The sequence below is a fragment of the Paraburkholderia sp. BL25I1N1 genome, assembly GCF_003002025.1.
GTDB lineage: Bacteria > Pseudomonadota > Gammaproteobacteria > Burkholderiales > Burkholderiaceae > Paraburkholderia.
The window spans coordinates 13516-27358 of sequence record NZ_PVZB01000017.1 but is presented as its reverse complement, the minus strand read 5'-3'; the positions used below and the strand labels follow the sequence as shown (position 1 = coordinate 27358).

Annotated in this window: 10 protein-coding genes; 5 read left to right on the top strand and 5 right to left on the bottom strand. The window is 63.8% G+C overall.

The window, feature by feature from the left end:
* Positions 1–62: 62 nt before the first annotated feature.
* Both B0G73_RS24685 and B0G73_RS24680 read right to left on the bottom strand, forming a co-directional pair.
* A complete protein-coding gene (locus B0G73_RS24685) occupies positions 63–1913 on the bottom strand; it encodes a phosphodiesterase (protein WP_106283863.1) in 1851 nt (616 codons plus the stop codon).
* A 290-nt stretch (positions 1914–2203) separates the two neighbouring features.
* The gene (locus B0G73_RS24680; RefSeq protein WP_106283862.1) at positions 2204–3232 is read right to left on the bottom strand and encodes a bile acid:sodium symporter family protein; all 1029 of its coding nucleotides are present in this window, start codon (positions 3230–3232) and stop codon (positions 2204–2206) included.
* 596 nt (positions 3233–3828) lie between these two features.
* Here B0G73_RS24680 and B0G73_RS24675 point away from each other — a divergent pair.
* The gene (locus tag B0G73_RS24675) at positions 3829–4347 is read left to right on the top strand and encodes a hypothetical protein (RefSeq protein WP_258193424.1); all 519 of its coding nucleotides are present in this window, start codon (positions 3829–3831) and stop codon (positions 4345–4347) included.
* A gap of 365 nt (positions 4348–4712) precedes the next feature.
* Here the strand turns inward: B0G73_RS24675 and B0G73_RS40130 are convergent, their stop codons facing one another.
* Entirely contained in the window at positions 4713–5051 is a 339-nt protein-coding gene (locus tag B0G73_RS40130; RefSeq protein WP_146144233.1) for a hypothetical protein, read from the bottom strand.
* Between B0G73_RS40130 and B0G73_RS24670 the strand changes: the two genes are divergently transcribed.
* From B0G73_RS24670 to B0G73_RS24660, 3 genes are all read left to right on the top strand, one after another.
* Complete coding sequence (locus B0G73_RS24670; protein ID WP_106283861.1) at positions 5050–6135, top strand: porin; 1086 nt, start codon at positions 5050–5052, stop codon at positions 6133–6135. The two genes, B0G73_RS40130 and B0G73_RS24670, sit on opposite strands and share 2 nt — an antisense overlap.
* A 205-nt stretch (positions 6136–6340) precedes the next feature.
* A complete protein-coding gene (locus B0G73_RS24665; protein ID WP_106283860.1) occupies positions 6341–7279 on the top strand; it encodes a LysR family transcriptional regulator in 939 nt (312 codons plus the stop codon).
* A gap of 82 nt (positions 7280–7361) precedes the next feature.
* Positions 7362–11033, top strand: coding sequence for a methylmalonyl-CoA mutase family protein (locus tag B0G73_RS24660; RefSeq protein WP_106283859.1), 3672 nt, complete (start codon positions 7362–7364; stop codon positions 11031–11033).
* Between the two features lie 148 nt (positions 11034–11181).
* Here B0G73_RS24660 and B0G73_RS24655 read toward each other — a convergent pair whose 3' ends face one another.
* Positions 11182–12141 (bottom strand): nitronate monooxygenase family protein, encoded by a 960-nt coding sequence (locus B0G73_RS24655; protein ID WP_106283858.1) that lies wholly within the window; start codon positions 12139–12141, stop codon positions 11182–11184.
* Positions 12142–12426: 285 nt separating this feature from the next.
* Between B0G73_RS24655 and B0G73_RS24650 the strand changes: the two genes are divergently transcribed.
* Positions 12427–13317 (top strand): alpha/beta fold hydrolase, encoded by an 891-nt coding sequence (locus tag B0G73_RS24650; protein WP_106283857.1) that lies wholly within the window; start codon positions 12427–12429, stop codon positions 13315–13317.
* A 51-nt stretch (positions 13318–13368) separates the two neighbouring features.
* Here the strand turns inward: B0G73_RS24650 and B0G73_RS24645 are convergent, their stop codons facing one another.
* Positions 13369–13839: an Lrp/AsnC family transcriptional regulator gene (locus tag B0G73_RS24645; RefSeq protein WP_106283856.1), complete on the bottom strand. Its 471-nt coding sequence runs from the start codon at positions 13837–13839 to the stop codon at positions 13369–13371.
* Positions 13840–13843: the final 4 nt, after the last annotated feature.

Below are 13843 nucleotides of genomic sequence, written 5' to 3'. Positions count from 1 at the left end.
CGGAATATGCCGTTTAGTAAAATTAGCTAAACAAAGCCCGATGCGGTCTCAACGCCGCTCGTTCACCCGAGCGAAACATGCGCGGCTTCGGCCTGTCCGCGCAACAAGGCCACGCTTTCGTCGGCATCGATCAGCACGAAGCCGCTCGTCTCGTGTTTCGCGCGCCGCTTGGCCAGCGCCGCTACGGATGCGATTTCCTCGCTGCTGTAAAGCGACGGGCCGTCGGCGGGTTCGACGCGCACACAGCCGATCGCCATCGTCACGAAACCGAAGAAGGTCGGGTTGCCGCGTCGGTCTTCACCGTGAATGCCACCGGCGAGGCGATCGGCCGGTGCGTAGAAGCGCTGCGCGCCCTCGTTGAACACATGAATCGCGCGCAGCACGCGCTCACGCCAGTCGTCGCTCTGGAACAGGATCAGAAAGTCGTCGCCGCCCACGTGGCCGAGAAAGTCGCGGGTGGGATCGCACGCATCGGCGAGTACGACGGCGGCGAATTTCAGGACTTCGTCACCTTGCCAGTAGCCGTACTGATCGTTGAACGGCTTGAAGTGGTTCAGGTCGACGTAGCACGCGTAGAAGCCGGCGTGGTTGTCGAGCAGGCGGGCAATGTGCGAACTGATCGGGATGTTGCCGGGCAGGAAGGTCAGCGGGTTCGCGTAGCGCGCGGCTTCAATCCGGACCTCCGTGACCGCGCGCACGAGCTTCTCGCCGGTGCCGAGGCCGACGTATTTGCCATTGTCGGTGATGACGAAGCCATCGGCGAGATAGCGTTGATCGTCGCTGGCGAGGAGCTTGGCCATCTGCTCGACGGTCATCGATTTCTCGATAATCATCGGCGACGCATTGGCGAACAGCAGGCAAGGCCGCTTGCCGAACAGCTCGCGGTGATACGGCAGCGCGTAGCGGTCCATGAAGCTGCGGCGGTTGATCAGCGCGACCGGCTCGTCGTGTTCGACCACCGCAACCGCGTGCAGGTCGGGCATGCGGTTGAACAGTTCGAGCACGTCGTTGTTGGTCGCGTGGCGCGGCAATGCCGGCGCGTGCACCAGCATTTTTTCCGACGCCATGCCGCCCGAAGGTGAGGCGCTGCTCACCGTGCGCGTGGTCTCGGGGAACACAGCGATGTGACCCGCGCGCAGTGCATCGCGGGCGTCGTCGGTCACGTGGCGGGCCGGCTGCGCGCGCGGACGGCCGAAGAAAAAGCCCTGCCCGCAGCCGATTCCCATGTCGCGCACCACGATCAGATCCGCTTCGTTTTCAATGCCCTCCGCGACGAGCCGCGCACCGCTCGCGCTGGCGAAGTGCTGCATCGCGCGCACGGCTTCGAACTTGAGCGGGTCGCAGGATATGTCGTGAATGAAGAAGCGGTCGATCTTCACGACGTCCGGTTGCAGCCGCACCCATAAATTCATGCTGGCGTTCGCTGTGCCGTAGTCGTCGAGCGCGAACTGCGCGCCGGTTGTGCGCAGTGTCGTGATCACCGGCAGGAAACTGCCCACATCCAGAATCGTGCTTTGCTCGGTCAGTTCGACCACGATCCGCTGCGGATCGACGCCGCGATGACGCAGCAGCGCGAGCGTATCGTCGCGCGCCTCGGCCAGCTGACGCATCGCGCCCGCGCTGAAATTCAGAAACAGCTTTCCGTCGAAGTCGAGCTGCGCGAACGCTTCGATGCAGGTGCGCGCGGCGGCGCGTTCGAGCTCGATCGTGCAGCCCTCGGCGAGCGCTTGCGCAAACAGCGCGAACGGCGCTTCGAGCGGCGTGCCGGCCGGGCCGCGGATCAGACCTTCATAGCCGAGGATCGCGCCGTCTTCGAAATCGATGATCGGCTGGAACACGGCGGACAGCTCACGCCGGGCGATCAAGTCCTCGACGCGCGGCGCGGCGGGTCGGGAGGGCGAGCGAGGTTGCATGGCGGGTAGGCGTAGCGTTCGACCTTCGGCTTATCGGCCGGACTTGCCTGGAGTTAAGTGAAGTTTTAATGAACTGTTGCACCGGGTTGGTGCGGCTGCATTCGGTCGAGCCATTCTGAAGGACGCTCCCGTCCGGCTTCGCATTGCCAGGAATCGGCCTATGCCATCCGGCCGAGGCGACAGCGGCGCCGTTTGCGCGTGAAATAACAAAAAAGCCGCGCGAGGCGGCTTTCTTCAAATGACGCTCAGGGAGGGCGCTTATGAATGTCCTGTTTGCATTGCGCGCGTATTCACCGGCGGGCGACGGCGGCGGCGGTCCGCTCGCGCGAAGCGGCGTGGGTCTCGCCGCTCATGTCGCGGGCGCCCCAGCGCTGCGCGAGCGCGGCGCACACCATCAACTGGATCTGGTGGAACAGCATCAGCGGCAAAACGACGGCGCCCACCGCATGCGAGGCGAAGATCACCTTGGCCATCGGCACGCCGGCGGCGAGACTCTTCTTCGACCCGCAGAAGATAATGGTGATCTGGTCCGCACGGCTAAAGCCGAGCCGCTTGCTGACGAATATCGTCACGGCGAGAGCCAGTGCGAGCAGCACGACGCACAGCAGCAGCAGGCCGCCGAGGGCCGAGAGCGGAATCTGATGCCACAGGCCTTCGTTGACGGCCTCGCTGAACGCGCCGTACACCACCAGCAGGATCGACCCCTGGTCGACAAACTTGAGCACGCCGCGATTGCGCTCGATCCATTTGCCGATCAGCGGGCGCAGCAGCTGCCCGGCCACAAACGGCACCAACAGTTGCAGCACGATGTTGCCTACCGTATGCCACGGCGAAGCGCCGCCGCCGGCCGCCTGATTGGTGACGACGAGGCTGACGAGCGCGGGTGTGATGAAAATGCCGAGCAGGCTCGAGGCCGACGCGCTGCATACGGCAGCCGGCACGTTGCCTTTGGCAATGGACGTGAACGCGATCGACGACTGAACCGTAGACGGCAGCGTGCAGAGGAAGAGGACCCCCGCATAGAGCGCCGGCGTGACAAGTGGCGAAAGGAGCGGTTTAAGCGCGAGGCCGAGCAGCGGAAAGAGCGCGAACGTACTGAGCAGCACTACAAGATGCAGGCGCCAATGCGTCGCGCCCGCAATGATCGCTTCGCGTGAGAGCTTGGCGCCGTGCAGGAAAAACAGCAGGCCGACTGCCACGTTGGTCACCCAGTTGAACCCGACGGCGGCCTGCCCGTGAACCGGCAGCAAGCTGGCAAGGATCACGGTGCCGACGAGGCACAGGGTGAAGTTGTCGGGAAGCAGTTTCGGGCGAGCCATGTCGGAATCTCGATTCGGTGACGCGGAATAGCGCGCCGGGCAAGCGCGTGACGCCGCCGCCCCAGCCTATGGGAAACCGCTATTGTTGTTGATTTTCGATTAAATATGCAAATTCATTTGCCGAATTGATTAATGAGGGTTGCGCATCAAAAGGCGCGTTCCGGAAAATGTCGGACAGCGCCTTGATTCACGTTTTCAGTATTGGCGACATGATCTGTTTGGTCTATGCGCTTTTGGCAATCGAGGTGAAAATCCCACACGATTCGTCATACGCAAAAGCGCGTGAGCGGGCCGCGTCAAGTCATTGGACTCAAGCGGTTTGACGGTTTTCACGCGGGGCCTCCGTGGCGGAAAAAGGTCGCAGTAACAAGGTGTTACATCCGCGTCCGAGGCCTAACACTTTTTGGCTCGACACCCTTTGCCGGTGCCCATAAATTACGGTTCAAAGGCCGTCGGGCTGTACCCGCGCCGCGAACTTGTCGCAGCGCCCGTGCCAATCCCAAAACAAGTCCATCGCAGCTCGAACGATGGGTTTCAGGCAAGTCTTCGGGCATGAGAGTCACTGGGTGGACGGGTTGTCGAGAACGAGGCACTGGGTGTTGGGCGCGGTTATCACCGCGCTGTGCTCGTTCGCCTATGCGAAAGCGTCGGGCGTGCCGCACGGCGGCGGTGGCGGCGGCCATTCGCATGCCGAAGCGAATCGCGCCGTGGGTGGCGAGATGCGCAACGGGGGCCGCTACTACGGCGCTGCCACCGCAGCACCGGCGCGCACTAGGGACGCCGACCGCAACGCGCGTCTGCCGCGTGGCGGAGCGAACTTCGCGGGCGGAACTTACGCCGACGGCTTCGACGTCTACAAGCCTGGCGTGCACCGGGTCGCCGGCCCGGCCGGATATGCCGGCGACAGCCGCGGCAGCATGCAGTACGCCGGCGCCATCACGCCAGTCAGTGCCGAGTCGCGCGCGGTGCCGCGGCCGCCGGCCAATGCGCCGGTTCGCTCCGGTTCGATTCGCGCCGACATCGCCCGCTACAACGAAGAACGCGGTTCGCAGCGCGCTATGCAGCGCCAGTCCGACGACCCGCGCCAATCGGAAGGCTCGCCTTACCGGAACTAGGCGTACGCGCTGCGTGCGCTGTGCATCGGGTTTGTTGCGTGAGCAACCAGTGTTTGCCGTTCCGGCTGCGCGCGCACACATCTCTTTCTATCTTCCTGCCGCTTGAATATTGTCCGAATGCTCCCGTCGGGTAGCTGATTCCGCACGCCCCACTTATGCCTCATTGCGAACCGCGAACGAGGCGTCTCTGCCCATTTCGTCCTCCCAAATTCATATCACTTCGTCGCACCGCACCGCTTCGCCTGCCTGTCAATCTGGTTGTTAGCAGCCTTCCGCATTGCCTTCACTCCTGACGCGCGCCGTCGATGTGACGTTTCGACGCCACACTTTTTTGAAAATACTCGGCAGCACACCCTCTCCCATCGTCAAATTTGGTCGTTTCTGCGGCGGTGCGTCATCCGCATGTCATCTGAGGCGTTATCAATCCGTTCGCTGCAAGGTGAGCAACGGTTTGCGCGGTGCGCCAAAACTTGGGGCGGCACCCCGGGCGCGCTATCGGCCAGGGCTTTATCAGGCCGATAAGCGACAAAACTAATCAGACCGATATACCGGCAATAACCAACGATATTTTTGTTCATAAAAATGGTCCGCAAAGATGGTCCCGCCCAGATTGGCTCGATGATCGAACGGACAACAACAATGATTCGCGCGAGCTCCCCCTTTCGCACAGCCACACCCTTTTTGACAAAGACAGGAGAACCCATGAAAACAAGCATCAGCAGTGCGCTGAAGACCACCCTCAAGGCAACCGCGTGTGCCGCTCTGCTGGCCAGTGCATCGTCTGCTTTTGCGCAATCGAGCGTGCAGCTTTACGGTCAGGTCGACGAATGGGTCGGCGCGCAGAAATTCCCGGGCGGCAAGACCGCGGTGCAGGTCGCGGGCGGCGGCATGTCGACTTCGTATTGGGGCTTGAAGGGGGCGGAGGATCTGGGCAACGGCTACAAGGCGATCTTCGCGTTGGAAGGTTTCTTCCTGGCGCAAAACGGCCAGTACGGCCGCTTCACCGGCGATACGATGTTCTCGCGTAACGCGTACGTCGGCATCGAGTCGCCCTACGGTACGGTCACGGCCGGCCGTCTGACGACGCCGTTGTTCGTGTCGACGATTCTGTTCAACCCGTTCGTGGATTCGTACCAGTTCTCGCCGATGGTCTGGCACACGTACCTGGGCCTCGGCACGTTCCCGACCTACTCGACGGATCAGGGCGTGACCGGCGACTCGGGCTGGAGCAACGCGGTGTCGTACTCGTCGCCGAACTTCAGCGGTTTGAGCGCGACGGCCATGTACGCGCTCGGCAACACGACCGAGAACGGCGCGAAGAAATGGAGCGGGCAGGTTCTGTACTTCCACGGCCCGTTCGCGGCCACGGCGGTGTACCAGTACGTGAACTTCAACAACGTGCCGAGCGACCTCGGCAGCTTCGGCACCTCGGGCGTGCCCGGCCTGAAAAGCCAGAGCGTTGCGCAAGTCGGCCTGTCGTATGACCTGAAGTTCGTGAAGTTCTTCGGCCAGTACATGTACACGTACAACGACCAGCAGGTCACGAGCTGGCACGTGAACACGGCGCAAGGCGGCGCGACGGTGCCGTTCGGGCCGGGGTCGGTAATGGCGTCGTACGCCTACTCGCGCGACGGCGGCGGCTTCGATCAGACCCGTCAGACGGCAGCGCTCGGCTACGACTATCCGCTGTCCAAGCGTACGGACGTCTACGCCGCCTACATGTACGACCACATTTCCAGCGTGTCGAGCGGCAACACCTACGGCGTCGGCCTGCGCGCGAAGTTCTAAGCGTCCCGGCGGCACTGCGCGACGTCTGCTTGCGGGCTTCGCGCGACGGACGCATCAGTTTGATCTCCAAACCCGTCTCCTTCGGAAGGCGGGTTTTTTTGTGTCTACGCGCCGCTGTTCTTTCGCTCGGGAAACGGTTTTGCCGACCAGTCTTTGATAAACCCGGCAAAATGATGCCGATTGATTCCCAAAGCGAGTGATTGAGATGGATACCCTCGTCAGCATGAAAGTGTTCCGCCAGGTGGTCGAAGTCGGCAGTTTTGTGGGCGCGGCTGAACGCATGGAGATGTCGGCGGCCATGGCGAGCAAGCATGTGATGCACCTCGAACAGCAACTCGGCGCGCGGCTGCTCAACCGCACTACGCGGCGGGTCGCGCCGACCGAGGCGGGCCGCGAGTACTACGAGCGGCTGAGCCAGGTGCTCACCGAACTCGAGGAGGCCGAGCAGGTGGTTGGCGCGGCGAGCGTCGTGCCGCAGGGGCGCTTGCGGGTGTCGTCGCTGTCGGCATTCGGTTTGAGCCACGTGATGGCCGCAGTGGCCGACTACGCCGCGCAGTATCCGCAGGTCACTGTCGATATGACCTTGTCGGACCGCGTGGTCGAATTGATCGACGAGGGTTTCGATGTCGCGATCCGCGCGTCGCCGAGCGGGCTGAAGTCTTCTTCATTGATCGCGCGGCAGATCGCGACCGCGCACCTCGTGCTGTGCGCGTCGCCGGCGTATTTGAAGCGCCACGGCACGCCGAAGACGGTCGCCGATCTGGCGCGCCACAACTATCTGCAATACGCGGGCGTCTCGGCGCTCGAAATCGCGCCTGCCACCGGCGACGCCTCGCCGCGCGTGCGTCTGACGGGCAATCTGATCGTCAATCATCTGGAAGCGCAGCGCGTGATCGTGCTGCAAGGCGCGGGCATCGCGATGCTCGGCACCGAAGTGATCGGCGACGATCTGGCCGCGGGGCGCCTCGTCCCGTTGCTGGTGGACGACGTGCCGCCGCGCGAGCTGCCGATTCACGTGGTCTACGCGAGCCGCCGGCATCTGTCGGCCAAGGTGCGCTCGTTTGTCGACTTTCTCGCCGAACGGTTCGCGAACGAATCGTTGTGGCCGTCGCTCGAACAGATCAAAGCTTTGGCGGTGCGCTAGGCGGCTTTGGCCACCGAGGCAGCGTGACCCGTTTCGCTATACTGGTTGCCAGCACCCATACGCGTAACGATCTGGGGGAGACATGACCGATCTGTCCACGCCGCAGCGCGCCGGCAGCCACAAGCTGCCCGCGGGCCGGCGCTTGCGCTTTGTCACGGCGGCTGCCTTGTTCGATGGCCACGATGCGTCGATCAACATCATGCGGCGCATTCTGCAGGCGAGCGGAATAGAGGTGATTCACCTCGGCCACAACCGCTCCGTCGATGAAGTCGCCGCTGCCGCGTTGCAAGAGGACGCCGACGGCGTTGCCGTGTCCAGCTACCAGGGTGGCCACAACGAATACTTCCGCTATCTGGTCGATCTGCTGCGAGCGCGCGGCGGCGAGCGCATCAAGGTGTTCGGCGGCGGCGGCGGGGTGATCGTCCCTGAGGAAATCGCGGAGCTCGAGCGTTACGGCGTCGAGAAGATTTATTCGCCGCAGGATGGGCAGCGGCTCGGGCTGCAAGGCATGATCGACGATATGATCGCGCGCTGCGCCGAAGGCGCGCGTGCGGCTGTGGCGGCCGGGCAGAATCCGGTTGGCGAGTGGGTGAACGAGCTTTCGAAGCATGGGTTGCCGCGATTTGATTCGCGCAGCGATGCTGGCGGCGACGAGGACGTGAATGCCGCGCGGAATCTGTTCAGTCAGCCGAGTCAGGTGGGCAACGCGGCGAACGCGGATCATATGGCCGACACGGCCGACACCGCCGACCCCACATCCCTCACCTTCCGGCGCCTCGCGCGAATCATCAGCGAGTTCGAAGCGGGCGGCGTCGACGCAGCCGCGCGCGAAAAACTGTCCGCTCAAGCCAAGGTCAAGGCAACCGTCACCCCCGTGCTCGGCATCACCGGCACCGGCGGCGCCGGCAAATCCTCGCTCACCGACGAACTGATCCGGCGCTTTCGCCTCGACTACGGCGACGCCCTCACCATCGCCGTGCTCGCCATCGATCCGTCGCGCCGCAAGTCCGGCGGCGCGTTGCTGGGTGACCGCATCCGCATGAACGCGATCGGCGACTGGGGCGGCGGCGCGCGCGTCTACATGCGTTCGATGGCGACGCGCGAAGCGTCGAGCGAAGTCTCCGACTCGTTGCCCGACGTGCTGATGATATGCAAAGCGGCGGGCTTCGATCTGATCGTCGTCGAAACATCCGGCATCGGGCAGGGCAACGCCGCGATCGTGCCGTTCGTCGACGAATCGCTGTATGTCATGACGCCGGAGTTCGGCGCGGCCAGCCAGTTGGAGAAGATCGACATGCTCGACTTCGCCGGCTTCGTCGCGATCAACAAGTTCGATCGGAAGGGCGCGCCGGACGCGTTGCGCGATGTCGCCAAACAGGTGCAGCGCAATCGCGGCGACTTCGCGAAGCCGCCGGAAGCGATGCCGGTGTTCGGCACGATCGCCTCGCGCTTTAACGACGACGGCGTGACCGCGCTCTATGTGCACGTCGCCGAGGCGCTGCGCAAACATGGCTTGCGCGCAGGCGGCGGCCGTCTGGCCGCGCCGGAAGGCTTGCGCTTTTCGAGCGGCCGCAACGCAATTGTGCCGCCGGCCCGGGTGCGCTATTTGGCGGATATCGCGCAGACGGTCCACGCTTATCGCGAGCGAGCCGACGCGCAAGCGCGGGTGGCGCGCGAACGCTGGCAACTTGCGGAGGCGCGCAGGATGCTCGCGGAGGCAGTGAGGGCCGCTGGGGCTGTGGCGCAGTCGCGGGCGAGCGTGAGCGCCAACCCGAACGCGGACCCGAGCGCGGACCCGAGCGCGGACCCGAACGCCGACCCGAACGCCGACCCGAGCGCCAACCCGAGCGCCAACCCGAACGGCAACCCGAACGCCAACCTAGGCGCCGACTCAACCGAACACTCCATAGCGAGCGTCGCAGACGCCGGCGCGCCTTCGCCGCTCCAGCAACTCGACGCCCTCATCGCCCAACGCACCGCCTCCCTCGGCGAACGCGAACGCTCGCTGCTCGACGGCTGGCCGCAAACCGTCGCCGCTTATTCAGGTGCCGAACACGTCGTCCGCATCCGCGACCGCGAGATCCGCACCGCGCTCACCGTTACGACGCTCTCCGGGTCTGAAGTGCGCAAAGTCTCCCTGCCGAAGTTCGTCGACCACGGCGAAATTCTGCGCTGGCTGATGCTCGACAATCTGCCCGGCTATTTTCCGTTCACTGCGGGCGTGTTCCCATTCCGCCGCGAAAACGAAGACCCGACGCGGATGTTCGCCGGCGAAGGCGATCCGCAACGCACCAATCGCCGCTTCAAGCTGCTCTCCCAGGGCATGCCGGCCAAACGACTTTCGACTGCCTTCGATTCGGTCACGCTCTACGGCGAAGAACCCGACGAGCGGCCCGACATCTACGGCAAGGTGGGCAATTCGGGCGTCTCGGTAGCGACGCTCGACGACATGAAAACGCTCTACGACGGCTTCGATCTCTGCGCGCCGGAAACCTCGGTCTCGATGACGATCAACGGCCCCGCGCCGACCATCCTCGCGATGTTTTTCAACGTGGCGATCGATCAGCAAGTCGCGCGCATGACGCAGCAACAAGGCCGCGCACTCACTGACCAGGAACTTGCCGCCACGCGCCGCGCAGCGCTGGAAAACGTGCGCGGCACCGTGCAGGCCGACATCCTGAAGGAAGACCAAGGCCAGAACACTTGCATCTTCTCGACCGAATTCAGCCTGAAGGTGATGGGCGATATTCAGGCCTACTTTGTCGAGCACGGTGTGCGCAATTTCTATTCGGTGTCGATCTCCGGCTATCACATCGCCGAAGCCGGCGCGAACCCGATCTCGCAACTCGCGTACACGCTCGCGAACGGCTTCACCTATGTCGAGGCCTATCTCGCCCGCGGCATGTCGATCGACGACTTCGCGCCGAATCTGTCGTTCTTCTTTTCGAACGGCATGGACCCGGAGTACACCGTGCTGGGCCGCGTCGCGCGCCGCATCTGGGCCGTTGCCATGCGTGAGCGCTACGGCGCGAACGAACGCAGCCAGAAGCTCAAGTATCACGTGCAAACGTCGGGCCGCAGCCTGCATGCGCAGGAGATCGACTTCAACGACATCCGCACCACGCTGCAAGCGTTGATCGCGATCTACGACAACTGCAACTCGCTACACACGAATGCCTTCGACGAAGCGATCACCACGCCCACCGAGGATTCGGTGCGCCGCGCGGTGGCGATCCAGTTGATCATCAATCGTGAATGGGGGCTCGCGAAGAATCAGAATCCGAATCAGGGCAGCTTCGTGATCGAGGAACTGACCGACCTGGTGGAAGAGGCGGTGCTCGCCGAGTTCGACCGGCTGACCGAGCGCGGCGGCGTGCTCGGCGCGATGGAAACCGGCTATCAGCGCGGACGCATTCAGGACGAGTCGATGCTGTACGAGCACCGCAAGCATGACGGCTCGTATCCGATCGTCGGCGTGAACACGTTTTTGAGCGCGCATCCGCATGAAGCGCCGCCGCCGATCGCACTAGCCCGTTCCACCGACGACGAAAAGCAGAGCCAGTTGCGACGTCTGCGCGCTTTCCAGGCGCAGCATCGCGACGCGGCGCCGGCCGCGCTCGAACGCCTGAAACGCGCGGTGATCGACGATGAGAACGTGTTCGCGGTGCTGATGGACGTCGTGCGTGTCTGCTCGCTCGGGCAGATCACGCACGCGTTGTTTGAAGTGGGCGGGCAGTACCGCCGCAATATGTGAGTCAGGCAGCGCGGCGATCGCTGCGGCTCGGCGTGAAGCCGGGCCGCAGTGCAAAGCTGTCCGGATCAGGCGCCTCGGATCCAGCGCCCCGAATCAGACGCTTAGGCAAACGCGCAACCCCGGCCAAGTCACGCCCGGGCGCACCACCTCAGCGCGCAATCCCCAGCCGCGCCTTTGCGTCGTTATATTCCTTCGTCAAACGCTGCACCAACTCGCCCACGCTCGGCACGTCGTCCATTAGCCCGACGCCCTGACCCGCACCCCAGATGTCTTTCCACGCCTTCGCCTTGTCGCTGCCGAAGTTCATCGCGCTCTTGTCCGATTCCGGCAGCGCGTCCGGGTCCAAGCCCGCGTTCAGGATGCTTTCGCGGATGTAGTTGCCGTGCACGCCCGTGAACAGGTTCGTGTAGATGATGTCCGACGCCGTGGAATTGACGATCGCCTGCTTGTAGCTGTCGACTGCGTGCGCTTCCGTGGTCGCGATAAAGCGCGTGCCCATGTAGGCGAGGTCCGCGCCCATGGCCTGCGCGGCGAGAATCGAGCCGCCATTGGCGATCGAGCCCGACAGCACGATCGGCCCGTCGAAGATGCGCCGCACTTCGCCGACCAGCGCGAACGGCGAGGTCGTTCCCGCATGGCCACCCGCGCCGGACGCGACGAGGATCAGACCGTCGATGCCCGCTTCCAGCGCTTTCTGCGCATGGCGTAGATTGATCACGTCGTGCAGCACGATGCCGCCATAGCTATGCACCGCATCGACGATCTCCCGCGCCGGCGCCCGCAGGCTCGTGATGAAAATCGGCACCTTGTGTTCGACGCACACGCGCACGTCATGTTCGAGCCGTGTATTCGATTGATGGACGATCTGATTGACGGCGATCGGCCCGATCAGCGCATCGGGATTGGCGGCCTTGTGCTCGGCGAGTTGCGCCTGAATCTGCGTGAGCCATTCGTCGAGCAGTTCAGCCGGACGGGCATTCAGCGCGGGAAACGAGCCGACGATCCCGGCCTTACATTGAGCCAGCACGAGCTCGGGATAGCTGACGATGAACATCGGCGAAGCGACGACGGGCAGCGCAAGTTTTTGCAGGACGGCGGGCAATGCCATAGTGCGTGTCTCCTGATTTGAGCGGGCCGGTGCGTCGTTGCGCGTCCGGCGATGACTGAGTTTAGCGGCACATGGCTTGCGGCGCTTTCCTGCACGCCACAGCCATCCGAAGATTTTAAGAACGGTCGTTCGATTATAGGCGAAGCGCAACGAGCGCGTTCGATTGAGGCGTTTAGAACAGTTGGAAGGAGTGTTCAGGTTCTATGCTTGCGTGGGCTATCCCACCTCGCGCGGACACATCGAGCTTCTACAATGCAGAGACTCCAAAATCACGAGCGAGACGCCATGGCTTTCGAGAATTTCACGCCCTTTCGCGTCGCCGTGGGCGACGTCGATATTTTTGGAGTGAAGGGCGGGGCGGGGCCGCCTCTTCTGCTGCTGCACGGTCATCCGCAGTCGCATCTGATCTGGCGGAAGTGCGCCGCGCAACTGGCGGAGCATTTCACGGTGATCGCCACCGATCTGCGCGGTTACGGCGCATCGGGCAAGCCGCCGAGCGATGCCGCGCACACGCCGTATTCCAAGCGCGTGATGGCGGCCGATCAGGTCGCCGTGATGCGCCATTTCGGTTTCGATCGTTTTCTCGTATGCGCGCACGATCGCGGCGCGCGTGTCGCGCACCGCATGGCGCTCGATCATGCGGACGCCGTCGAGCGATTGATGCTGCTCGACATCGCGCCGACGCTCGCCATGTATGAAGCCACCGACCGTGCCTTTGCGACGCATTACTTCCACTGGTTCTTCCTGATCCAGCCGGCGCCGCTGCCTGAAACGCTGATCGGCGGAAATCCGGCGGCGTATGTCGACGCGGTGATGGGCAGCCGTCACGCGGGTCTTGCGCCGTTCGAGCCCGACGCGCTCGACGCCTATCGCGCGGCCCTCGCGCAACCGGATGCGATTCACGCGATGTGCGAGGACTACCGCGCATCGGCGAGCATCGATCTGGAACACGATCGCGCCGACATCGAGCGCGGTCTCAAGATCGGCTGCCCGCTGCGCGTGCTGTGGGGCGACAAAGGCGTGATCGAGAAGTGCTTCGACGCGCTGGCGGAATGGCGTCATGTGGCGCGCGACGTGAGCGGCCGCGCGCTGTCTTGCGGCCACTACATACCTGAGGAAGCGTCAGACGACCTGGTCGCCGAAATGCTTTCTTTTTTCGAACCGGTCGCACAGTAACGTCGCGTTCGTTTCATTTCGCTCCTACGCGAAGCCGCGTCCGCGCGTCGCTCAACCGAGCGGCGGCAGGCGGCGCGCGACCGGCGTCGACTTGACGATTGCGGTGCTGGTCTCGGCGCGCTCGGTGACCTTGGACAGAATCTCGTCGAGCTGCTCGATCGAATGGAGATACAGGCGGCAGATGAAGCAATCGTCACCCGTCACCTTGTCGCATTCGACGAACTCCGGAATGCGCCGGATCACCTCTTCCACCAGATGCAACTGACCGGGCAGCGGCTTCACGCGCACGATGGCCTGCAGCGTGTAGCCGAGCGCGCGCGGATCGATCTGCACCGTGAAGCGCTCGATCACACCTTGCGCTTCGAGCCTGCGCACGCGTTCCGCCGTGCTCGGCGCCGACAGCCCGACCTGACGCGCCAGTTCGCTGACCGGCTGACGGGCGTCTTCCGCGAGCGCGGCGAGGAGCGCCCGGTCGGTGTCGTCGAGCGGGGTGGGCGTTGGAAGAGTAAGGCGTTTGGTCATGAGG

Coding starts and splice junctions, on each gene's coding strand:
- B0G73_RS24650 (WP_106283857.1), top strand. CDS start 12,427: ATGGCTTTCGAGAATTTCACGCCCTTTCGCGTCGCCGTGGGCGACGTC.
- B0G73_RS24680 (WP_106283862.1), bottom strand. CDS start 3,232: ATGGCTCGCCCGAAACTGCTTCCCGACAACTTCACCCTGTGCCTCGTC.
- B0G73_RS40130 (WP_146144233.1), bottom strand. CDS start 5,051: ATGGGTTCTCCTGTCTTTGTCAAAAAGGGTGTGGCTGTGCGAAAGGGG.
- B0G73_RS24660 (WP_106283859.1), top strand. CDS start 7,362: ATGACCGATCTGTCCACGCCGCAGCGCGCCGGCAGCCACAAGCTGCCC.
- B0G73_RS24665 (WP_106283860.1), top strand. CDS start 6,341: ATGGATACCCTCGTCAGCATGAAAGTGTTCCGCCAGGTGGTCGAAGTC.
- B0G73_RS24645 (WP_106283856.1), bottom strand. CDS start 13,839: ATGACCAAACGCCTTACTCTTCCAACGCCCACCCCGCTCGACGACACC.
- B0G73_RS24685 (WP_106283863.1), bottom strand. CDS start 1,913: ATGCAACCTCGCTCGCCCTCCCGACCCGCCGCGCCGCGCGTCGAGGAC.
- B0G73_RS24655 (WP_106283858.1), bottom strand. CDS start 12,141: ATGGCATTGCCCGCCGTCCTGCAAAAACTTGCGCTGCCCGTCGTCGCT.
- B0G73_RS24670 (WP_106283861.1), top strand. CDS start 5,050: ATGAAAACAAGCATCAGCAGTGCGCTGAAGACCACCCTCAAGGCAACC.